Source organism: Roseivirga ehrenbergii (assembly GCF_001593005.1).
In the GTDB taxonomy this organism is placed as follows: domain Bacteria; phylum Bacteroidota; class Bacteroidia; order Cytophagales; family Cyclobacteriaceae; genus Roseivirga; species Roseivirga ehrenbergii.
The window spans coordinates 35,077-55,292 of the sequence record NZ_LQZQ01000050.1; the positions used below are offsets into that span (position 1 = coordinate 35,077).

Here is a 20,216-nt window from a genome sequence, read left to right on the forward strand (position 1 = left end):
TTATTGGCTTAGAGCAACGCTGGCCTCAAAGTGAATTTTGGAGGGAGATGCATAGGTTAGTAAACGTTACTTAAGTCTAAACATAATCTTTAAATACATGTAGGAATTTACAGGGTTTCCATTTTTTATTCCTGGGCTCCAGTTGTCAGAAATAAGTGCAACTCGGATTGCTTCTTTTGCTAGGTATTCATCAACGTCATCATTTGTGACTTCTGCTTTAGCGACTCTGCCACTACTTAGAATTGTTAATCTTAATTCAACTCCACCTTGAGTTCCGCTTCTAGCTGCTTCTCTGGGGTATGTTAAGTGTTTCATGAGGTGTTGATTCCATCCATTGTCTCCTATTACATAATCTGGTTTAGTGTCCAACTCATCTATTTCAAAAGCTTGAATACTTGAGCCAAGTACGCCATCTCGACTAATCAAAAAACCTTCGGGGCTATAAATGTCTACAAAAGAATGCCCTTCTTTTAAGTAGTTGGTAGTCCACTTACCCACTGGAATGTCTCTTTTATATTTCCCTTATAATTTGATAGAGTCAGGAAGGTCTAGGAAATAATAAAGGCCATCTTTTTTGTTTTTAGTAAGAGTGATGATTTCTAATAGTGTCCCGTTCATTGAGTATCGGTGAATGGAGCTACTTTTCCCTTTGCTGGATGTTACATCATAACGAAATACTGAAGCATCATTTTTAGCAACTTCTATATTTTCTTGGTTAAAATAGGTAGTGTCTATTTTTTGAGAAAATGCACTGAAGCATAGGAGGGATGAGAGTAAACAGAGTGTAGCTCGAATCATTTGAAAGGCATTAAAATTTCTCTCTAAATGTAATAGCCTTATCGAATTATTCAAAGTTTAATTAATCCATTTCGAATAATAAATTTTGGTAGGCAGTACTCAACTCACGCTGTGCTTTTGAATTCTGTTGTTTTTGAGCCAGCTCAATCCCTTGAACGTAAATGCTTAATGCCTTTTCATCTTTCATTAAGTCGATGTACACCTGAGCTGCATGATAATAAGTGGGAAGGTAGTCAGGGAATTCTGAAAGCAGCTTGTCAAAATATTCTTTGGCTTTTTCGGGTGATTCAGTCAAATATTCGTTGGCCAAGGCGTACCAGTTAAAAGGGTCGTTGGGTTCTTCCGCTGCAAACTTTTTTAACATGCTCAATCTCTGTTCGTTCATCGTTTACATTGATTTTTATTTACTTCATTATTGACTATCTTCGGGGCAAATTTAAGGTTTAAGCCTTCTTTTTATATCGTTTTCCTCAAATAAAGGTCTTTTTAACTTAAAGTTGAACACAAGGCCAAATGAGGGGTTTATTATAGAAATTCATTATACAAAAAATCATAAAGCAAGCATGAATATACTCGTTTGTATCACCCACGTACCTGATACTACTTCGCGCATCGCTTTCACAGAAAACAATACCAAATTCGATAAGAATGGTGTGCAATTTATCATCGGCCCATACGATGATTACGCACTGGCCAGAGCGGTAGAGTTGAAGGAAGCCAATGGAGGTAAAGTAACCGTTTTAAATGTTGGAGAAGCTGAAACTGAACCAACTTTGAGAAAAGCATTGGCCATTGGAGCCGATGAAGCAATTAGAGTAAACGCATTCCCTTCTGATTCTTATTTCGTTGCCAAGCAAATTGCGGATGTAGCAAAACAAGGTGAATACGATTTGATTTTGATGGGCCGTGAGTCGATCGACTTTAACGGTGGCATGGTACACGGTATGGTTGGCGAAATGCTTGGCTTGCCTTCATTCTCTCCAGTAATGGTGTTAGAAGTAGAAGGAAATACTGCCAAAATCACTCGTGAAATCGAAGGAGGAAAAGAAAAGTTAGAAGTGAATTTACCTTTTGTTGCAGGATGTCAAGAACCTATTGCAGAATGGAAAATTCCTAACATGAGAGGTATTATGTCGGCCAGAACTAAGCCATTGAATGTGGTAGAGCCTACTGACAATACAAAACTTACTGAGATTGCTCAATACGAATTGCCTGCACCAAAAGGAGCGGTAAAAATGATTGATGCAGACAATGTGGAAGAGTTGGTGAACCTACTCAAAAACGAAGCGAAAGTAATTTAAATCTCCAAAAGCACAGAACATGTCAGTTTTAGTATTTATAGAAACAGAAGACGGAAAAATTAAGAAATCCTCAAGAGAGGCCATTTCATATGGAGCTGCGATTGGGGAAGTAACCGCCATTGCTTTAGGTTCGGTATCGAACGAAGAATTGGCTTCAGCAGGAGTAAATGGTGCCACTAAGGTATTGCATGCTGCTGATGAAAAGCTTAACGCGGGTTTGATTCAGCCTTATACAGAAGTAATTGCCAAAGCATTTGAAAGTACTGGTGCCGAAGTATTGGTAACCGCAAAATCATCTTTAGCAGATGCTGTAGTAGGTAGAGTTTCAGTAAAATTAGGAGCCGCTTTGGCTTCGAATGTATCGGAATTACCAAAAACGGATAGCGGTTTTGTAGTGAAACAAAGCATTTACACAGGTAAGGCTTTTGTAAACACTACTTTAACTACCGATAAAAAAATATTGGCTATTAAGAAAAATGCCATTGAGCTAAAAACAGACGGGGCTGCAGCTTCAGTTGAGGCTTTTGATGTGGCGCTAGATGATGCATTATTCGGTGCAAAAATCACTTCTTCCGAAAAAGCAGAGGGTGATGTATTGTTGCCTGAAGCAGATATCGTAGTATCTGGTGGTCGAGGATTAAAAGGCCCTGAAAACTGGGGAATTATTGAAGACTTGGCGAAAACGCTTGGCGCAGCTACAGGCTGTTCAAAACCAGTTTCGGATATGGATTGGAGACCTCACCATGAGCACGTTGGTCAAACAGGTGTAAAAGTGAGTCCTTCATTGTATATCGCGGTAGGTATTTCTGGCGCTATTCAGCATTTGGCTGGTGTTAACTCTTCAAAATACATTGTTGTAATCAACAAAGATGAAGAAGCACCATTTTTCAAAGCTGCTGATTATGGTATTGTTGGTGATGCTTTTGAAGTATTGCCTAAGTTGAACGAAGCCCTTAAAAAAGCTTTAGCCTAGTTTTCTACTATTTTGAAAAAAATACAAATCGAAATCCTGGGTCTTTCCTCCAGTCAGTCGCAAACTTCTGGCTCTTTTGCACTTGTGCTCGGTGAAGTAGAAGGCGAAAGAAGATTGCCCATTATTATCGGGATGTTCGAGGCCCAAGCCATTGCGCTGGAAATTGAAAAGATTGTTCCTAACCGCCCAATGACACATGATTTATTTAAATCATTCGCTAATGGGTTTGGCTTTAGTGTCGAACATATTATCATATCCGATTTAAAGGAAGGCGTCTTTTTTGCTAAAATCGTTTGTACCGATGGCATCAAAACCATCGATATTGACGCAAGGCCCTCTGATGCCATTGCTATCGGAATCCGATTCGATGTTCCTTTCTATACTTATGAAACTGTGCTTTCAGAAGCCGGAATCATTCTTACTGATGAGGAAGAAGTAGCAGAGGACATGGAAGATGCTCCGGTAGTGGAAAAACCAAAAGGAGATCGATTGCAAGATTTCACCTTAGATAAGCTTCAGCAAATGCTGGATGAAGCCTTGGGTAATGAAGATTACGAAAAGGCGGCTAAGATCAGGGATGAAATGAATAGAAGAAGCTAGATAAAAATATATAAAGCCTTTCTGAATAAAATCGGAAGGGCTTTATTGTGTTTAGTAAGTTCTGTTAACTTTAACAGGCTGATCTCTTGAGTACTTCTTTCGAGATCACAATGGAGTGGTTTTTTAAGTCACTTTTTTAATATCAGAAATTCACATGTGAGCAGTTAATCATGGCCATTGTAAGAGGAATAATTGGATTGATAGTGTTAATAGGAATTGCCTATTTACTATCAAGCAGAAGAAAGAAGGTTGATTGGAGATTAGTAGGAGTTGGGGTCGTAATACAATTGGTGATTGCGCTGCTTATTTCAGAAGTGGGCTTTATTCAACTGGCATTCGATAAAGTCAGTCAAGCTTTTGTTACTTTTTTGGGCTTTTCGCTTAATGGTGCTGAATTTTTGTATGGTGATTTGGCAAAAAATAGCAGTGCTGCGGAAGGCGTAAATCACAGTTTAGGTTTTCTCTTTGTCTTTCAAGCTTTACCCACGGTAATTTTCTTTTCTGCTGTTACAGCAGGTTTATATTACTTGGGTATCCTTCAAAAAATCGTTTATGGTTTTGCATGGATCATGGCCAAAACTATGCGTTTGTCAGGGGCTGAATCAATGTCTGCTGCCGGAAATATATTTCTAGGTCAAACCGAAGCGCCTTTATTGGTTAAACCATTTATTGGTAAAATGACCAACTCCGAATTACTCTGCTTAATGACAGGGGGAATGGCTACTATTGCTGGCTCAGTATTGGGAGCTTATGTGTCCTTTTTGGGAGGAGGAGACCCAGCCCAACAAGCCAAGTTTGCCACCTACCTTTTGAGTGCATCCATTATGAATGCCCCTGCGGCCATTGTAATGTCTAAAATATTCCTGCCAGAATTAGAGCCAGAAAAGATTGATTCTCGATTGAAGGTGAATAAAGATCAGATTGGTGTTAACGTGATTGATGCCCTGGCTGGTGGCGCATCGGACGGAATGAAATTGGCGATGAACATAGCTGCTATGCTGCTCGCTTTTATCGCAGTAATCTATTCGCTTAACTGGGTTTTGGTAGACGGAATTGGTGCATGGACGGGTTTAAACACCTATGTCGTTTCAAGCACAAATGGCGTGTTCAGTGGTTTTAGTCTTGAGTACATATTGGGTCAGGTCTTTAGAGTATTTGCCTTTATTATGGGGGTAGAATGGTCTGAAACTTTACAAGTAGGAAGCTTGATTGGTCAAAAGACAGTAATCAACGAGTTTGTGGCTTATTTGAGTTTGGCCGATATGAAGGCAGCAGGAGATCTTAGCGAAAAATCTATAATTATCGCCACTTACGCGCTTTGTGGTTTTGCGAACTTCTCATCCATTGCAATTCAAATTGGAGGTATTGGTGGTTTAGCGCCAAATCGTCAAGGAGACTTATCGAGACTGGGAATTAAGGCATTAATGGCGGCTACATTGGCCACCATGATGACCGCGACTATCGCGGGCGCACTGTTTGGCTAAAATTCAAAAGCTTAGATGAAAGAAACCTACCATGTTTTAGGTTTAATGTCTGGCACATCATTAGATGGACTGGATATGGCGTATTGCTCTTTTTGGAAGGAGAGTGGTCGGTGGTGTTTTTCATTGAACAAATCCACCTGTATCGAATATACCCCTGATTTTCAAGAGAAACTTAAACGTTCTATTGAGCTTTCTGCTTTAGATTTATTGCTGCTCAATAATGAATTTGGCAAGTGGATGGGTGAGCAGGCTAAAACTTTCATAAACGAGAATCAGTTAGAAGTTGATTTTGTTTCCAGCCACGGGCATACCGTTTTTCACCAAATAGACAAAGAACTCACATACCAAATAGGAGCAGGACAGACATTGGCCAATGCTGCTGGTCAAAAAGTGATTTGCGACTTCCGTACACTCGATGTAACACTCGGAGGTCAAGGTGCGCCTTTGGTACCCATAGGCGATGAACTCCTTTTCTCTGATTATGATTTCTGCTTGAATTTGGGCGGTATTTCTAACGCTTCCTTCCGAATCAATGGAATGAGGCAAGCTTTCGATATTTCGCCTGCTAATATGTTGTTAAGCTATATATTGAAATCAACAGGAAATTCTTTTGATGATGAGGGCAAAATGGCACGTTCGGGTAAATTGGTTGAACCGTTATGGAATGCATTAAATGCATTAGGCTTTTATCAGCAGTCATTCCCAAAGTCGTTGGGTTATGAATGGTTCAGAGATGAAATGAAGCCTTTGATTGATGATTCGCATGCGAGTATTGAAGATCAATTGCACACAGCGGTACATCATATCGCTTTCCAGATTAGTGAAAGCTTAAAGCCTTATGCAACAGCGAATAACAAAATGTTGGTCACGGGCGGGGGAGCAAAGAATCTATTTCTGATAGAAATGATTCAGCATTATTTAGACAACTCAATAATGGTAGTAATTCCCGAAACCTCAGTAATCGACTTTAAAGAAGCCATCGTTTTTGCTTTTATGGGCGTGTTGAGAAGTGAGGGTGAAATCAATTGCCTAAGTTCAGTAACGGGTGCTTCGAAGGATTCAACTTCTGGTGTAATTTTCTATCCTTGGTAATCTTCATTCCTCAAAATTACTTTCCGAAGGTTTTAAAAAAGGCTTTTCCAAAAGCCAAAATAGGGGTAGAGGACATGATTTTTATTTCTTCAGCTAAACTGGTTTCCTCATCTAAAAATTTAAACACGGCTTGCGCACCGTTTTTCTCAAACAAGTCAGAGAATATTTGAGCCCCAGAATGTTCGCCATTCCGCAATACATTTAACAATGTACTGTCGTATTTCTGGAACCTCTTTTTCTGATGAGGTAAATCAGCCAATGGATCTTTTTGCTTGGCTAGATTACTCGCCATCTTCTTTAATATGTGCTGTGATCGCAAAAAGGTATATCCAGTGGAGGGTTTCGCAAAACCACCACTTATGCCAATATTGATAACTTTACCATCCTTCGCTGGAAAAGGAAAGTCAGTCATCGGGATGGCACCAAACTCTTCTTCCAGAACCTTGTAATCCTCAATTTTTAGAAAATTGCTGAGGTAGTCATCCAATCCTTTATCGTAGGCTTCGGGTTGAAGAAGCTGCTCACTGAAAATGGTGTATTCTACCAAGGCTTTGTTTGGAGAAAGTGGAAGTACATAACCAAATCGGCAGTCGCCTTTTTGATCTATTCTGAAATCCATGTAGGTCATTGCCTCGGCATCGAAATAAGGTTGTTCTGTTTGTATGAATCGCCCTTTAAAATGCTGTAAAAACTGTACGTGCTTGGGTGGAATATTGAAGTCTTTCAGCCCTGTAATGCTGTTGAAAATCATATTGCCCGAATAGATTTCGGTGCTTGTTTTCGCAATTCCTTGAGGATCCATTTCAATAATACTTTCTTTAAGCCAAGTAAGATTATTGAATTTACTCAACTCAAATTTCATGAAATCATAGAAATCCTTACCTCTTATCATTTTGTAAGAGTAGGGCGAAAGGGCGAATGTTTGACTGAAGGTGGGGCTATAAAACGAAGCTTTATTCCAATGTTTATAGACGAGGTTTTCGAATAGATTTGCGTCTTTTTCCCAGAAGCACCAAGTACGGTCATTTGTCGATTTATCGTCCTTATCGATAATAAGTATGGTTTTTTCACTATTTTCGTGTGCCAACAGCAAATAAGCGAGGGTCAATCCCGCTGCTCCACCTCCCGCTATTATATAATCGAATTGCTTCATTAACTATGTAAACTTAAAGGATAAAACTATGTTTTGGTCATTGGCAGTACGGAAAATGGTCGAATAGATTCTTTATTGAAGATTAAATTAAATTGTTAGGTTTGAGGCCTAACAGCACATTAGTAAATCTGGGAACCCCTTTTAGGGACTAATGAATTGTAAACCTATCATATTGCTCTGCCTTTGCAGTGTCCTCTTTTCATGTACAGAGAGGTTAATTTGTCCTGCGTATCAAACTTCTCTAATTCTAGACAATGATTACCGTCAGCAGTTTTTTTCTCCGTTTACTGTTTTTGAAGGCGATACCATTCCAAAAATGCCATATGGCTTTGTAAAAGATAGGGCTGATGAATTGGATGAATCTTTTTACGCTGCAGCAGAGGGTAAAGGGTTTAGGGTACAAAAAGGAAGGACGTATTCCGCTGAGAAAGAAGGTTTCGAATATAATAATAGAAAACGTACTTCTTTTATCGCTAAGATTTGGTCGAGCCCCGAAAGGCCAGTTTTAGAGAATCCGTATCTCATTGATCGAATTTTAAAGAAGCGACCATTTTATAAGCTAGATATTGTAGTGCCAGAGCTTATTCATATTGGTATCCTAGATTCTCTGGAAACGGAGGTGCAAGCCCTAAACGATACGATGACCTTAGATTCTGCGGCTAAAAAGAAGGTGGTTACAGAAACTATTTTAACCACTCCTGAAGGCTATAATGGCTACAATGTTGATCAGCTTAATTATAATAAGAAGTTCGGCCATTTGTTCCCTCAGCCCCCACCTCCACCAGATCCAATAGATTCTGTGGCTTATAAAAAGGCTTTACAAGATGCTGCTGCGGATACACTCACGAACGAAAAGAAAGGTGTTTTCGGTATGTTTAAGAAGAGGGACAAAGCAGCCAAACCTCCTAAAGAGAAAAAGAAGGACAAGAAGAACAATGAGGAGGCAATAAAAGAGGAAGAGGGCGGTAACGAGTAAGGCTAATGGCTAGTTTTGAACCTTCATTTGTCAATTTTTAGTGCCATATGCAATAGCGGGTAGGGCTTACCTGTACCATCAAGTTCAGAGCGGCCAATGACCTTGAAGCCCATATTTTGGTAGAATCCAACAGCTTGCTCGTTGTCTTCATTTACATCTACTTTGATGCAACAGAGTACCTTAATTGCATATTCAGTTAATGATTTTCCAATTCCTTTGCCGCGAGCATCTGGGTGGATAAAAAGCATTTCAATGTTTTGTTCAGCTACTCCCAGAAAACCAATGATGTTTTTATCGCTATCACGAACACAGCGCAAATCAACAGCTTTTAAATACTCGTTCAGAATCAAAGGTTTGAAATAGAGAATATCTTCTACTTTCAGAAAATGGTGAGTAGCTCTAACAGAAGCTTCCCAAACATCAACAATCGCAGGGAATTCGTGTTTCTCTACAAAGTCAATTTTAAACTTCATTTCCCTTACAATTCTTTCAACTCTTCGATAAAACCAGCCGATAAAATCGGGAATCGGCACCAAGTGCGCGGGTCAACGTTGAATTCATCTAAGTGAAACGCAGGGGCAAGGCGTTCTCTTTTCCATTGGTTTCTACTCCAAAGTTTGTAGAACTTTATGATGTGATTTTTGAGAAGATTTTCATCTTCAAGTTCTTTCCTTTTCAGATTTTCGAAAACCTCTTTTGGCGATTGATGATCTCGAATAGCCAATTGTTCAATGGCCAACAAAATAGGGTAAGGCATTAAATCATCCTCATCGGTTTGATGCTGGTCTTTTGGTCTTAGCTCAGCTGTTGGCGCTAGGGCATTAATCTTGGCTAAACCAGTATAACCCAATTGTTCTTCTGCATAAACAAGCCACTTTCTGATAAAGACTTTGTCTACACTTGAGATAGGAGCTAGGCTACCGCTGGTGTCTCCATCCATAGTGGCATAACCCACACTGCCCTCGCTTCGGTTCGAAGTGGTCAGTAGTACTCTATTCTTAATATTAGCCAACATCCATATAATAGGGCTTCTGGAGCGAGCTTGAATATTTTGAAGCGTGATGTCATCGGTTTCCCAATCCAGTTTTCTGTCTAGGGCCGTTTCTATGGTTGAAGTATAACTTTCAACTGCCTTGTCGATTGTCCAATGATAGAAAGTGGCTCCTATGGAATTAGCAAGTTCTTGAGCAGCATTTAATGTATCGTCCGATGAGTTAACCGAGCCTTGGTAGGCTGTTGCGAAAATTTCACCAACGATTTCTTTTTGACTCTTTCCTTCTAAATCCAGTCGGTTAATACTTTTCAGAAACGCTGATTTCCCTAAAGTTTCAATGGCTCTTTTTACCATTTCGGCTACCAATACTGCACAAGTAGCCGAGTCGGCACCACCGCTTATAGAGAGGGCATAACCATTGCTACGGCTTTTTCTGAGATAATCGTATAGAGCTAAACCAGCAGCTTTTGGGAATTCAATTTCCTTTGGGTCAATCGGGCTAATACTTTGTACTGGTGTGTTTCCTTCTGAATTTACATCGGCCCAAATAACTTGGTAAGGTTGAAATGAAAGCAATTCATTCCTTAAGATGAGTTCCCCATTTTGGGCAATCATCATTTCCCCGTCATAAATCATTCTACCAGCTTCGTTTCCCAAAAGATTGGCGTACACATAAGTGCATTTAAAGTCTGTTGAAGATTCCTTTACCAAGTCAATTCGCTGTAAGGTTTTCTCCATTGCAAAGTGACTCGCACTTGGGTTGAGAATTAGGTTTACTTCTTTTTCACAAAGTCTGTGTGCAGGGCGTAGCACTCCCCTCCATGCATCTTCACATATTTCGAAACCAATTTTCCAATCTTTATAATCGAAAGTGAGGTCTCCAATAGGATGGTTTTTTCCTTCTAATTCAATTTCTAAAACTTCACCAATTGGCCAAGGAGTAAACCATCGAGGTTCGTAGTGTACCCCATCAAGCGCCATGTATTGTTTGGCATACACGCCTAATATTTCTTGGTTATTAACTACAACAGCACAATTGTATAATTTTCCACCAAAATAAAGAGGGAGATTGAAACTGGTAAAAAGACCTTCAGTTTCCGCCACAAGTTCAGGTAGAAAGGACATGGCTTTTTCGGGTAACCACTGGCTAAGAAATAGGTCTTCGCAGCCATAAGAAGTTACAGATAACTCAGGAAGACATAAAATTTCAATCCCTTCATTTCTGGCATCTCTTAAAGCCTTTTTGAGTTGAAGAATATTGTTCGTCCAGTCGAGAGGGGTTTGGTTTACTGTGGCAGTACCAATGCGATAAATTCCCATTTATTCAATTTCAAGTGAAATGCAAGCCTCACGGGCTGCATCTTGCTCTGCTTTCTTTTTGCTTAAACCCTGTCCCTTGGCTATAGGTTCGTCATCAATTAAAACTTGGGTCACAAACTCTTTAAAGTGGGTTTTTTCTTTGGTTTCAAGCAACTCAAAGCTAGTGGTTTTCCCGTTCTTCTGCGACCATTCTATGAGTTTGCTCTTATAGTTTTTTGTGGTGCTGATAATTTCCTCAATATCGAAATGAGGAATGAGGAGTTTGTTGACGATAAATTTTTGTGACCGATTAAAGCCTTGGTCTACATAGACGGCACCAATGAGTGCCTCTAATGTATTGCCGTATATAGATTTGTGTGAATTGGGCGTTTTTCTTCTTGAATCAAATTGGACGATGTGATTTACTCCAATTTTTCGAGCGAGAAGGTTTAAGGAGTCTCTACTTACAATTCTAGATCTTATTTCTGTAAGAAAACCCTCGTCCTTGTAAGGGTATTTTTTGAAAATGTAATTGGCTACTACCAAGCCTAAAACTGCATCACCAAGGTATTCTAACCTTTCGTTTGATTCTTTCACCCCATCTTTTACCGATTTGGCAACCGAGGTGTGTTGTGTAGCAATTTTGTATGGCTTTAAATTAAAAGGCTTACTGCCCACAATTGTTTTAATTGAGGCAATAAGCTTTTTATCTTCTTTTGAAAGGGTTTTAAATTGGGTTAACCACAACCGCACTTTCAATCCAGTTTTCTAAATACAACTGATGTATTGTGACCGCCAAAGCCGAAAGTATTACTCAAACAGGCATTGATTGTTCTTTCCTGAGCTTTATTGAATGTGAAATTCAACTTAGGATTAAACTGGTCATCATCAGTAAAATGATTGATGGTTGGAGGAACAATTTGATGTTCAATTGATTTTATTGCTGCAATCGCCTCAATAGCTCCAGCAGCTCCCAAAAGGTGACCTGTCATCGATTTTGTAGAACTGATATTCAGGTTATAAGCATGCTCACCAAATACTTTTTCAATAGCAATCACTTCACTCATATCTCCCAGAGGAGTAGAAGTTCCATGAACATTGATGTAATCAATTTCCTCAGGCTTCATTTGAGCATCTTCAAGCGCATTAATCATCACGCTTGTAGCTCCTAAACCTTCAGGATGTGGTGCTGTTATATGATAGGCATCAGCCGACATTCCACCACCTACTATTTCCGCATAGATTTTCGCTCCACGTGCTTTAGCATGCTCATATTCTTCCAGAATTAAAGCCCCAGCGCCTTCTCCTAAAACAAAACCATCTCTGTCTTTGTCAAAAGGCCTTGATGCTGTTTGCGGACTGTCATTTCTCTCAGAAAGTGCTTTCATAGAGTTAAATCCACCCATTCCTGCTTCGGTTACAGATGCTTCTGAGCCACCAGTAATCATCACTTTAGCTTTCCCTAATTTAATATAGGTCATAGCGTCAATCATGGCGTTGGTGGCTGAGGCACAAGCTGAAACTGTTACAAAGTTAGGGCCGCGAAAACCGTATTTGATTGAAATCATACCCGCAGATATGTCTGCAATCATTTTTGGAATAAAGAAAGGATTGAACCTTGGGGTACCATCACCTTGAGCGAATGACATTACTTCATCCTGAAAGGTTTTAAGTCCTCCAATTCCTGATCCCCAAATTACTCCTGCTTTGGATAGGTCAATAGACGCTAAGTCCAAGCCTGAATTTTCAAAAGCTTCAGTAGCCGCAACCATTGCGAACTGAGTAAAGAGATCCATCTTACGAACCTCCTTCCTGTCGAAATAATTTAAAGGATCGTAGTCCTTTACTTCGCAGGCAAACTGAGTTTTGAATTTTTCTGGATTGAAACGGGTGATAGGCCCAGCACCACTTACACCTTTAATTAGGTTATCCCAATATGTATCAAGATTGTTCCCTAAAGGTGTTAGTGCGCCAAGGCCTGTTACTACAACTCGCTTTAATTGCATATAAGAGTAGTAAGTAAAACTTATTAATTGCTAACGTTAGCTTCCAGGTAAGAGATGGCATCACCTACGGTGCCAATGTTCTCTGCTTGATCATCTGGAATTGAAATGTTGAATTCTTTCTCGAACTCCATGATTAACTCAACAGTGTCAAGTGAATCTGCTCCAAGATCATTAGTGAAGCTTGCTTCGGGAGTCACCTCTGATTCTTCTACTCCTAGTTTATCAATGATGATATCCTTTACTTTTGATGCAATGTCCGACATTTTGGAAAATTTTAGTTAAAACGTGTTGCAAAGAAATGCAAATTAACAATAATGTCAAACATATTTTTTAATCTTGTCGTAGGTACTTTGAGTGTTCAGAAACCTGTTTTTTTAGCATCTATGGCAAAAAATAAACTTGAAATTTCTTATGAGATCGATTTTGAGCTGATAGCGATTAATGCCAGTGTTAAGGAGTATAAACTTGCTTGGGTGTTAAACAAAACCCTAGGGTGGAATTTGGTTAAAAATGAGAATATTAAACTGGATTTTACAGGAAATAGGGTTATGTCGATTTCAAACTATTTGTACACAACCGAATATCAGGTTTTCAGACTAATCAGGAATAGGGCGATTGAGGGAGAGGAGCAATACAATGCGTTTATTATTCCTGAGTTAAAGAATTTCGACTTTTTTATTATGATAGAAAATGAATCTGTTGGTTTTGACCTAAATACTTTCATTTCAAAAATCAAAGAAATACCTTTCGTTCAATTCGCGGTGTTAATGGATGCTGCGACATTAAAGTCTAAGGACAATTTAATATTTTAACATGGGTTATAATAAGAATATCAATAAAGCTAAAATTGTGGCCACCGTAGGTCCTGCAAGCGACTCTAAAGAGATGCTCAAGGAACTGATCTATGCTGGAGTAAATGTTTTTCGCTTGAATTTTTCGCATGGAGATCATGCAAATAAGTCTCAAATAATAGAGAGAATAAGAGAGCTTAATAATGAGTTAGGTACCTATTGCTCTATACTTCAAGATTTACAAGGGCCTAAAATTAGGGTAGGTGAAATTGAAGGTGGTGAAGTGTTAATTACTGCTGGCCAAGAAATAGTGATTACCACCGAACAGATGGTGGGGAATAGTAAGAAAGTTTCTACTGTTTACGAAAATCTATCCACTGATGTAAGTATTGGTGATATGATTTTAATAGATGATGGTAACCTAGAGCTTACGGTTAAATCGATTAATGGTGCAGACGTTACTTGCGTTGTTAAATACGGTGGAATGCTGAAATCTAAAAAAGGAATTAACCTTCCATTCACAAAAGTATCTGCCCCTTCCCTTACTCCAAAAGACATTGAAGATTTGGCATTTGGTCTGGAAAATGAGGTAGACTGGATTGCTTTATCTTTCGTTCGTCATGCTGATGATATCCGAGATTTGAGATCAAGAATTCAGGCGGCTGGTAAGGATTGTAGGATTGTAGCGAAAATTGAAAAACCAGAAGCGCTTCAAAATATAGATGAAATCATAGCTGAATCCGATGCATTAATGGTGGCTCGCGGAGATTTAGGAGTTGAAATCGTTATGGAGGAAGTGCCAATCGCTCAAAAAATGATTGTTGAGAAGTGTAATTTGGCGGCTAAACCAGTAATCATTGCTACTCAAATGATGGAGAGCATGATTTATAATCCGCGTCCTACAAGAGCCGAGACAAACGATGTTGCTAATGCTGTGTTGGATGGTGCTGATGCATTAATGCTTTCTGCGGAAACTGCTGCAGGTAAATACCCAGTACAAACTATTAAGAGCATGGCAAAGACGATTGCCTCTGTAGAATCTTCAGCCCAAAGTATTTATAGTAATTTTTATGAGCCTTTAGAGTCAAGCGATACTTACATGAATGATAATATTATGTTGTCAGCTTGTCGTTTGGCAGAAAGAATTGAAGCCACTGCGGTTTTAGGAAATACAGTGTCAGGTTATACAGCTTTTAAATTATCCTCACACAGACCAAAATCCAATATTTTCATTTTCACTCCTAAAAAGAGTTTGTTGACTAAGCTAGCTTTGGTTTGGGGAGTTAGAGGCTATTTTTACGATAGCCAAGAGTCTACGGATCAAACGTTTAAAGATCATGAGAACATTCTTAAGGCAAACGGACATTTAGAGAAGGGAGATGTATTTATTACCACTGCGAGTATGCCTATTCGAGAAAGAGGAAGAACAAATATGCTAAAGCTTAATATTGCTGATTAAGCTTCTGTTTGTGGCCCTTGAGAAGGAACCATTATTACCTTTTCTTGAGCCACAAATACTTGCCCTGGAGCCGTGCCTTTCTTTTTTCGCACATGTTTAACAGGTGTATAAATAACCGGTACCAACGTATCGGTTTTTCTTTTTGAATAGTAGGCGGCAAATCCAGCAGCTCGTTCAATAACAGAAGTTGGAATACTCTTACCCACCTGATGTTTGATCAATACATGAGATCCAGGGACATCCTTGGCATGTAGCCAAAGGTCTTCCTTGAAGGAGTGTTTCAAAGTGAGCTCATCATTAGATTTTGCATTTTTTCCTACCCAAACCTGATAGCCCTGAACCATAAAGGTTTTGTAAGGTAAATGAACTTCTTGGTTGCCCTTATTTCCAGCCAAGTCGCTACTTTTTATGATTAACCTCAAAGCTTTCAGGGTTTCGGTTTTCTCAATTGCTTCTCTCTGGTTTTGAAAGTTGATCAGCTGTTCTTCTTTATTTAAAATGTTTTCTGTGAGTTTTTCAACTTCGATTTTCCTATTCTTCGACTTACGGTAATAATTTTCAGCGTTTTTTTGTGGGGAAAGTAACTTGTTGAGCTTAATGTCAATATTCTCGTTTGTGTAGAAGTTGAATAGGTTAATCATTGTTTCCCCAGAACGAATTGCATGGAGGTTGGCCATAATGATATCCGCAATTTGGTTCGGTGCTGTGGCTGATTCAAGCTTATCTAATTGTTGTTGTGTTTTATGAATGTAGCTCTTGGCTTGACTGATTTTTTTATTGAGCAGTTGTATAGCGCTGCCTTTTTCTTTTTCAAAAAAGTATTCGGTGTGAAAAACCTGATAAAAACGATTTAGCGCATGCACAGGGTCGGTTGAAAGTATCTCTTTTATTTTACCGTATTCAATTAAACTTAGTGATGGTCTTCCGTTGGTTTCAGTAATATAAAATGGGTTGGTTTCTAGTTTATAAACCAACTCTGATAACTTACTCCACTGTTCGGTAGCAGTGAGTTCGTGAAAATTGCCTGCCAACAGGTGTTCCTTGATTAGTTTTCCAAATGTGGGGTAGAGCTTGCTATAGCTGGGTTCAGCTAAGTACAGGGCTTCTGAGCGTTCGATCGGTCTTTCTAAAGAAGAGAGGGTAATCGACTTGTCTGCTATTAACTTCTTTTTGAATAACTGAGGATTTTGGCCTTTGGGAATTAAGATGATATTAGATCTATTTCCATGCATTTTGAAAAGTAGCACAGCACCATTTTTAAAGGCAATGTGAAAGGCCCTTTCGTTTTCATATTGGTGAATCGATTGAACCTTACACCGAACCAAAAAAGGGAAAATGTCGGCACTGTTTCGTTTACTTCGAGCAAAGTTTTCAGGAAAAGATAAGGCTGTAAAGTCACTTTGCAGCGTGGCCTTGATATAAAAGCTACTCTTGTCTTTTAATAAAAAGCTTAGAATCAGTTCGTCTTTTTCTTGACTAAAAGATTCAACCAACTCCGATCCTAGGAGTATTTGCTCCAGAGATTTTGAAAGTCTTTTTAAAACGTAATAATTAAGGTGCACTAGATTTCGATTTTTAGCCCATCGTAAGCTATTTCGATATTTTCTGGCAGAAGTTTCTCTGTTTTTTTATGAGTACCCATTCTATGACTCAAGTGTGTGAAATAAGTGTGGTCAGCATTGATTTCTTTAGCTAAGCTAATGGCCTCATTTAAGGTCATATGGCTAAGGTGTTCATCAATTTGAAGTGCATTGATCACTAGTGTCTTCGAGCCCCTTATTTTTTCTTTTTCTTTATCAGAGATCGTTTTGGCGTCAGTTATGTAGGTGAAATCTTTAATTCTAAACCCAAAAACGGGTAGTTTGAAATGGGTTACTTCGATAGGAGTGATTTTCGTTTTTTCTATAAAGAAAGGAGAGTTGTCGATTTCTTGAATTTCGACCATGGGAATACCTGGGTATTTATTCTCACTGAAGATGTATGCAAACTCCCTTTTCAGCTGTTCTACCACATTTCCACGTGCGTAAACCGGCATATCCTTTTTTTGAAGAAAGTTGAATGACCTAATGTCGTCCATGCCAGCCGTGTGGTCTTTGTGTTCGTGGGTAAAAACAAGAGCATCTAATTGGGTGATGTTCTCCCTAAGGATTTGCTGTCTAAAGTCAGGGCCAGAGTCAAAAATTATACTTAATCCGTCAACTTCTACATGGATTGAAGTCCTAAGTCTTTTGTCTCTAAAGTCCAATGAACGACAAACTTCACAGGTGCATCCAATTACAGGGACTCCTTGAGAGGTTCCGGTGCCTAAAAAAGTAACTTTCACAGGTCTATTTCAGTTTGAGACAACTCCATTAAGAGCTTTCGATTCTTTTCGTTGAGCTTGGATTTGTCTATTTGAACGGACTTCAGGATGTCGATTAGGCAAGAGATCTTACCTTCTGTAGTGTAGTATTTATTAACGATTGCTATTTTGGTGTCATGTAAAAGGCAGTAACCTGACTTGAAACTGCCTTTTTCATAACGTAGTATGTAGTCAGATTCAGCGAATATATCTTCGAGTTTGCTCAAAAATTGTTTCGTGTATCTAATAGTCATTCAGCAGATCCGGTGTATTTTTTTACCAGTTCGATAAGCTTATCGTAATCCAATGGTTTTTGCATATACTCATCGATTCCAGCTTCGAAAAAAGTGCTTTCAGGAAGGTTTTTAGCATTTCCAGAGATGCCAATAATAGGCACTTTCCCTTTTTTGTTTTTAATGGCTCTAATTTTTTTAGTTGCCTCTAACCCACTCATTACGGGAAGGTTGAAGTCCATTATAATTAGATCGTAATCACCTTTTTCATACTTGTCCAAAACGCTTTGTCCATCTTTCGCAGAGGTGATTTTACAGTTTTCGAAAAGCAGGATTTTTTTCAAAAGGTTTTGAATTACGGAGCTGTCTTCCGCAACGAGTACGTTTTTATAATCCACTTCAGTCATTTAGTTTAAGTTTAGAATTCTTCCGTAATTACTTACGAAAGTGGTGAATAAAGCAAGTAATTGCCGTAAATAATTTTCTAAATCTGCTGTTTTATGATTTTTTATTTCGATTTCTGCCTTTTCGGAAAACTTGGCAATTGGAGTAAGACCTAAAGATGCCGAATTTCCCTTGATGGTATGCAAGATACTTAAAATTTTATCAAAATCATTTGACGCAATGTGAGATTTTAACTGCTCTATAGCTTCGGTAGTTTCTGTTTCAAATTCTTTATATATTTCTAATAACTCCTTTTGTGAAGCGTATTTTTTGAGCTCTTTAACTGTTTTTATTTCAATCAATTCCGCATCTGATAGCTTCAGAGTATGATTTGAAGCAAATTTCTCTTCTCTCCATTTCTGAAGTAGTTCTCCGATCTGATCCTTAAAAATGGTGGCTTTTATAGGCTTCAAAAATAGTTCGTCAAAGCCTAATTGTTTAAATGAAGTATTTCCAAAATCATCAGAAAAACCAGTGACTGCAAAAATGAGTGAAGGGTAATCGGTATGCCTTTCTTTAATAAGGTTCAAGCATTCAAAGCCATCCATTTCGGGCATTTGAATATCCATAAGAATAACATCGGGAATGTGATTTTCAAGCAATTTCAGAGCCATTTGGCCGCTAGAAGCTGATAACAATTCTGTATCTTCGTCCGATAAAACGGAGCGTAAGTATTGACGATTTATGTCGTTATCGTCTACGATAAGTATTTTTCTGCTCAAAATGGGATGTCTAGGTCGAAGTCTGGCAAGTTTATTCATTAATTATGACGATTCAAATAGGAGGTGTGATTAAGTTTAACTTTTTGATTTGTGTGGTTGGTCCCACTGCTGTAGGGAAAACAGCGCAATCAATTATCTTAGCTAAAAACCTTGAAAGTGAAATTGTTTCTGCCGATTCTCGTCAGTTTTATAGAGAGTTGGAAATTGGAACGGCCAAGCCGAGTAATGCAGAGCTTTCAGCAGCAAAACACCATCTCATAAACTCCCTTTCCATCCGAGATCATTATGATGTAGGAAAATTTGAAAATGATGCTTTAAAAATCTTGAAAGGTATTTTTTCAAGAAGTAAAACTGCAATTATGGTGGGTGGTTCAGGATTGTTTGTTGATGCGGTTTGTTATGGATTAGATGATTTACCTCAAGTATCTTCTGAATTAAGAAATGAACTTACTCTAGAGCTCAATGCGAAGGGGCTTCAATCGCTTGTTAATGAATTAATGGAGTCAGACCCGGAGTATTGTAAACATGCCGACCTTAAAAACCCACAACGCGTAATTCGAGCTTTAGAGGTTGTTCGCTCAACGGGAAAACCCTTTAGTAGCTTTAGAACAGGTAAGAAAGTAGACCGACCGTTTCATATAATTATGGTAGGGCTAGAAATGGAGCGAGAGAAGCTTTATGAGCGAATTGATTTACGAATGGACCAAATGATCGAAAACGGTCTATTTGAAGAGGCTGAAAAATTTTACACAGAACGTAATCTTAATGCACTTCAAACAGTGGGGTATAAAGAAATTTTCGGCTACCTGGCTGGAGAATACGATAAAGAAGAAGCCATCCGATTGCTCAAAAGGAATTCAAGAAGATATGCCAAACGCCAAATGACTTGGTTTAAGAAAAACGAGCAAGTCAAATGGTTTGAAGCCACTGACAGCGAAGGCGTGTTAAAATATGTAATGTCAGAAATTGAATCAAAAAGTCTTGAATCCGAAAAGTGAAGCCACCATTTTATTTGCTGGTGAAGCGATAAACCTATTATATTCTCCAGAAGTGGTTCTCAGTTTACGTAACAGTTGCTTCTGCTCTTCATTCAATCGCTGAATTTGGGTTGATAATGGTTTGTCCGATATTTGAGGGGCAGCCAAATTAATTTCATCAATCAATGCTTCTTCTTTATTAAAGCTTTGAAACCTATCAGTTGATGTCTTTTTCAACTGCATAGCAACTTCCGCCAATGGTGAAACCTCGTTGCTGTTGTGGTAACCTAATATTAACTGTTTTCTTTCACGGCTTACCTCCTCCATTCTGTCAATGGTTTTGGTAATGTTAGCTTTTCTAGGTTTTATTTGGTTGTATATGTAAATCGAAAATAGAAGGATGAATCCTAATAATGCGACTATAATTGGCATGTAACCCATTGTTGTTTGTTTTGTATTTGACCTAATTTGTTCGAAGTAAATTTTTTTTGAGAACAAAAGCAAAGTTAACCCTTAATAGCGGCTTAATATCCTATTGTTTTATGTCATTATCGGTTTTCTTATCATATTTGA

At 38.7% G+C, this 20,216-nt stretch carries 22 protein-coding genes; 9 read left to right on the top strand and 13 right to left on the bottom strand.

Annotated features, from left to right (window positions below):
* Positions 1-66: 66 nt before the first annotated feature.
* Together MB14_RS16310 and MB14_RS16320 are read right to left on the bottom strand one after the other, a co-directional pair.
* Positions 67-498: an energy transducer TonB gene (locus MB14_RS16310; protein ID WP_062593507.1), complete on the bottom strand. Its 432-nt coding sequence runs from the start codon at positions 496-498 to the stop codon at positions 67-69.
* Positions 499-859: 361 nt separating this feature from the next.
* Entirely contained in the window at positions 860-1,183 is a 324-nt protein-coding gene (locus MB14_RS16320) for a tetratricopeptide repeat protein (RefSeq protein WP_062593511.1), read from the bottom strand.
* A gap of 178 nt (positions 1,184-1,361) precedes the next feature.
* Here MB14_RS16320 and MB14_RS16325 point away from each other — a divergent pair, with 178 nt between their 5' ends.
* The 5 genes from MB14_RS16325 (at position 1,362) to MB14_RS16345 (ending at position 6,248) form a co-directional block, all read left to right on the top strand.
* The gene (locus tag MB14_RS16325; protein WP_062593848.1) at positions 1,362-2,099 is read left to right on the top strand and encodes an electron transfer flavoprotein subunit beta/FixA family protein; all 738 of its coding nucleotides are present in this window, start codon (positions 1,362-1,364) and stop codon (positions 2,097-2,099) included.
* Between the two features lie 19 nt (positions 2,100-2,118).
* Positions 2,119-3,072: an electron transfer flavoprotein subunit alpha/FixB family protein gene (locus MB14_RS16330; protein WP_062300739.1), complete on the top strand. Its 954-nt coding sequence runs from the start codon at positions 2,119-2,121 to the stop codon at positions 3,070-3,072.
* 12 nt (positions 3,073-3,084) lie between these two features.
* Positions 3,085-3,672: a bifunctional nuclease family protein gene (locus MB14_RS16335; protein WP_053222994.1), complete on the top strand. Its 588-nt coding sequence runs from the start codon at positions 3,085-3,087 to the stop codon at positions 3,670-3,672.
* Between the two features lie 170 nt (positions 3,673-3,842).
* Positions 3,843-5,156, top strand: coding sequence for a NupC/NupG family nucleoside CNT transporter (locus MB14_RS16340; protein ID WP_062593513.1), 1,314 nt, complete (start codon positions 3,843-3,845; stop codon positions 5,154-5,156).
* Between the two features lie 15 nt (positions 5,157-5,171).
* On the top strand, positions 5,172-6,248 hold the full coding sequence (locus MB14_RS16345) for an anhydro-N-acetylmuramic acid kinase (protein ID WP_062593514.1): 1,077 nt from the start codon (positions 5,172-5,174) through the stop codon (positions 6,246-6,248).
* A gap of 16 nt (positions 6,249-6,264) precedes the next feature.
* On the opposite strand, the gene MB14_RS16350 is transcribed toward MB14_RS16345, so the two are convergent.
* Positions 6,265-7,401: a lycopene cyclase family protein gene (locus MB14_RS16350; protein ID WP_062593516.1), complete on the bottom strand. Its 1,137-nt coding sequence runs from the start codon at positions 7,399-7,401 to the stop codon at positions 6,265-6,267.
* 151 nt (positions 7,402-7,552) lie between these two features.
* Between MB14_RS16350 and MB14_RS16355 the strand changes: the two genes are divergently transcribed.
* Complete coding sequence (locus MB14_RS16355; RefSeq protein WP_132644079.1) at positions 7,553-8,377, top strand: hypothetical protein; 825 nt, start codon at positions 7,553-7,555, stop codon at positions 8,375-8,377.
* Between the two features lie 23 nt (positions 8,378-8,400).
* Here the strand turns inward: MB14_RS16355 and MB14_RS16360 are convergent, their stop codons facing one another.
* The 5 genes from MB14_RS16360 to MB14_RS16380 are packed head-to-tail and all read right to left on the bottom strand — an operon-like array spanning position 8,401 to position 12,939.
* Positions 8,401-8,850 (bottom strand): acetyltransferase, encoded by a 450-nt coding sequence (locus MB14_RS16360; RefSeq protein WP_062593520.1) that lies wholly within the window; start codon positions 8,848-8,850, stop codon positions 8,401-8,403.
* 5 nt (positions 8,851-8,855) lie between these two features.
* Positions 8,856-10,691 (bottom strand): NAD(+) synthase, encoded by a 1,836-nt coding sequence (gene nadE, locus MB14_RS16365; RefSeq protein WP_062593522.1) that lies wholly within the window; start codon positions 10,689-10,691, stop codon positions 8,856-8,858.
* Positions 10,692-11,423, bottom strand: a complete 732-nt coding sequence (gene rnc / locus MB14_RS16370) for a ribonuclease III (protein WP_246032614.1) — start codon at positions 11,421-11,423, stop codon at positions 10,692-10,694. It abuts the gene before it with no gap.
* A 2-nt stretch (positions 11,424-11,425) separates the two neighbouring features.
* A complete protein-coding gene (gene fabF / locus MB14_RS16375) occupies positions 11,426-12,676 on the bottom strand; it encodes a beta-ketoacyl-ACP synthase II (RefSeq protein WP_053223002.1) in 1,251 nt (416 codons plus the stop codon).
* A 23-nt stretch (positions 12,677-12,699) separates the two neighbouring features.
* Positions 12,700-12,939, bottom strand: coding sequence for an acyl carrier protein (locus MB14_RS16380; protein WP_053223003.1), 240 nt, complete (start codon positions 12,937-12,939; stop codon positions 12,700-12,702).
* 51 nt (positions 12,940-12,990) lie between these two features.
* On the opposite strand from MB14_RS16380, the gene MB14_RS16385 reads away from it, so the two are divergent.
* Positions 12,991-13,488 (top strand): IPExxxVDY family protein, encoded by a 498-nt coding sequence (locus MB14_RS16385; RefSeq protein ID WP_132644078.1) that lies wholly within the window; start codon positions 12,991-12,993, stop codon positions 13,486-13,488.
* A 1-nt stretch (position 13,489) separates the two neighbouring features.
* Complete coding sequence (gene pyk / locus MB14_RS16390) at positions 13,490-14,926, top strand: pyruvate kinase (RefSeq protein ID WP_062593529.1); 1,437 nt, start codon at positions 13,490-13,492, stop codon at positions 14,924-14,926.
* On the opposite strand, the gene MB14_RS16395 is transcribed toward pyk, so the two are convergent.
* From MB14_RS16395 to MB14_RS16415, 4 genes are all read right to left on the bottom strand, one after another.
* Positions 14,923-16,488: an NFACT RNA binding domain-containing protein gene (locus MB14_RS16395; RefSeq protein ID WP_062593532.1), complete on the bottom strand. Its 1,566-nt coding sequence runs from the start codon at positions 16,486-16,488 to the stop codon at positions 14,923-14,925. The genes pyk and MB14_RS16395 overlap by 4 nt on opposite strands.
* Entirely contained in the window at positions 16,488-17,249 is a 762-nt protein-coding gene (locus MB14_RS16400) for an MBL fold metallo-hydrolase (protein WP_062593534.1), read from the bottom strand. The genes MB14_RS16395 and MB14_RS16400 overlap by 1 nt, the downstream gene beginning before the upstream one ends.
* A gap of 268 nt (positions 17,250-17,517) precedes the next feature.
* Positions 17,518-17,907, bottom strand: coding sequence for a response regulator (locus MB14_RS16410; RefSeq protein ID WP_062593537.1), 390 nt, complete (start codon positions 17,905-17,907; stop codon positions 17,518-17,520).
* Entirely contained in the window at positions 17,908-18,705 is a 798-nt protein-coding gene (locus tag MB14_RS16415; RefSeq protein ID WP_062593539.1) for an Hpt domain-containing response regulator, read from the bottom strand.
* 5 nt (positions 18,706-18,710) lie between these two features.
* Here MB14_RS16415 and miaA point away from each other — a divergent pair, with 5 nt between their 5' ends.
* Complete coding sequence (gene miaA / locus MB14_RS16420; protein WP_062593541.1) at positions 18,711-19,664, top strand: tRNA (adenosine(37)-N6)-dimethylallyltransferase MiaA; 954 nt, start codon at positions 18,711-18,713, stop codon at positions 19,662-19,664.
* Here the strand turns inward: miaA and MB14_RS16425 are convergent.
* The gene (locus MB14_RS16425; protein ID WP_062593543.1) at positions 19,638-20,084 is read right to left on the bottom strand and encodes a hypothetical protein; all 447 of its coding nucleotides are present in this window, start codon (positions 20,082-20,084) and stop codon (positions 19,638-19,640) included. The genes miaA and MB14_RS16425 overlap by 27 nt on opposite strands.
* Positions 20,085-20,216 lie beyond the last annotated feature (132 nt).

Excerpts from the sequence above, each read along its gene's own strand:
- MB14_RS16320 (WP_062593511.1), bottom strand. The coding sequence starts at position 1,183 with ATGAACGAACAGAGATTGAGCATGTTAAAAAAGTTTGCAGCGGAAGAA.
- MB14_RS16325 (WP_062593848.1), top strand. The coding sequence starts at position 1,362 with ATGAATATACTCGTTTGTATCACCCACGTACCTGATACTACTTCGCGC.
- MB14_RS16330 (WP_062300739.1), top strand. The coding sequence starts at position 2,119 with ATGTCAGTTTTAGTATTTATAGAAACAGAAGACGGAAAAATTAAGAAA.
- MB14_RS16340 (WP_062593513.1), top strand. The coding sequence starts at position 3,843 with ATGGCCATTGTAAGAGGAATAATTGGATTGATAGTGTTAATAGGAATT.
- MB14_RS16345 (WP_062593514.1), top strand. The coding sequence starts at position 5,172 with ATGAAAGAAACCTACCATGTTTTAGGTTTAATGTCTGGCACATCATTA.
- MB14_RS16350 (WP_062593516.1), bottom strand. The coding sequence starts at position 7,401 with ATGAAGCAATTCGATTATATAATAGCGGGAGGTGGAGCAGCGGGATTG.
- MB14_RS16355 (WP_132644079.1), top strand. The coding sequence starts at position 7,553 with ATGAATTGTAAACCTATCATATTGCTCTGCCTTTGCAGTGTCCTCTTT.
- MB14_RS16360 (WP_062593520.1), bottom strand. The coding sequence starts at position 8,850 with ATGAAGTTTAAAATTGACTTTGTAGAGAAACACGAATTCCCTGCGATT.
- nadE (WP_062593522.1), bottom strand. The coding sequence starts at position 10,691 with ATGGGAATTTATCGCATTGGTACTGCCACAGTAAACCAAACCCCTCTC.
- fabF (WP_053223002.1), bottom strand. The coding sequence starts at position 12,676 with ATGCAATTAAAGCGAGTTGTAGTAACAGGCCTTGGCGCACTAACACCT.
- MB14_RS16380 (WP_053223003.1), bottom strand. The coding sequence starts at position 12,939 with ATGTCGGACATTGCATCAAAAGTAAAGGATATCATCATTGATAAACTA.
- MB14_RS16385 (WP_132644078.1), top strand. The coding sequence starts at position 12,991 with ATGTCAAACATATTTTTTAATCTTGTCGTAGGTACTTTGAGTGTTCAG.
- pyk (WP_062593529.1), top strand. The coding sequence starts at position 13,490 with ATGGGTTATAATAAGAATATCAATAAAGCTAAAATTGTGGCCACCGTA.
- MB14_RS16410 (WP_062593537.1), bottom strand. The coding sequence starts at position 17,907 with ATGACTGAAGTGGATTATAAAAACGTACTCGTTGCGGAAGACAGCTCC.
- MB14_RS16415 (WP_062593539.1), bottom strand. The coding sequence starts at position 18,705 with ATGAATAAACTTGCCAGACTTCGACCTAGACATCCCATTTTGAGCAGA.
- miaA (WP_062593541.1), top strand. The coding sequence starts at position 18,711 with ATGACGATTCAAATAGGAGGTGTGATTAAGTTTAACTTTTTGATTTGT.
- MB14_RS16425 (WP_062593543.1), bottom strand. The coding sequence starts at position 20,084 with ATGGGTTACATGCCAATTATAGTCGCATTATTAGGATTCATCCTTCTA.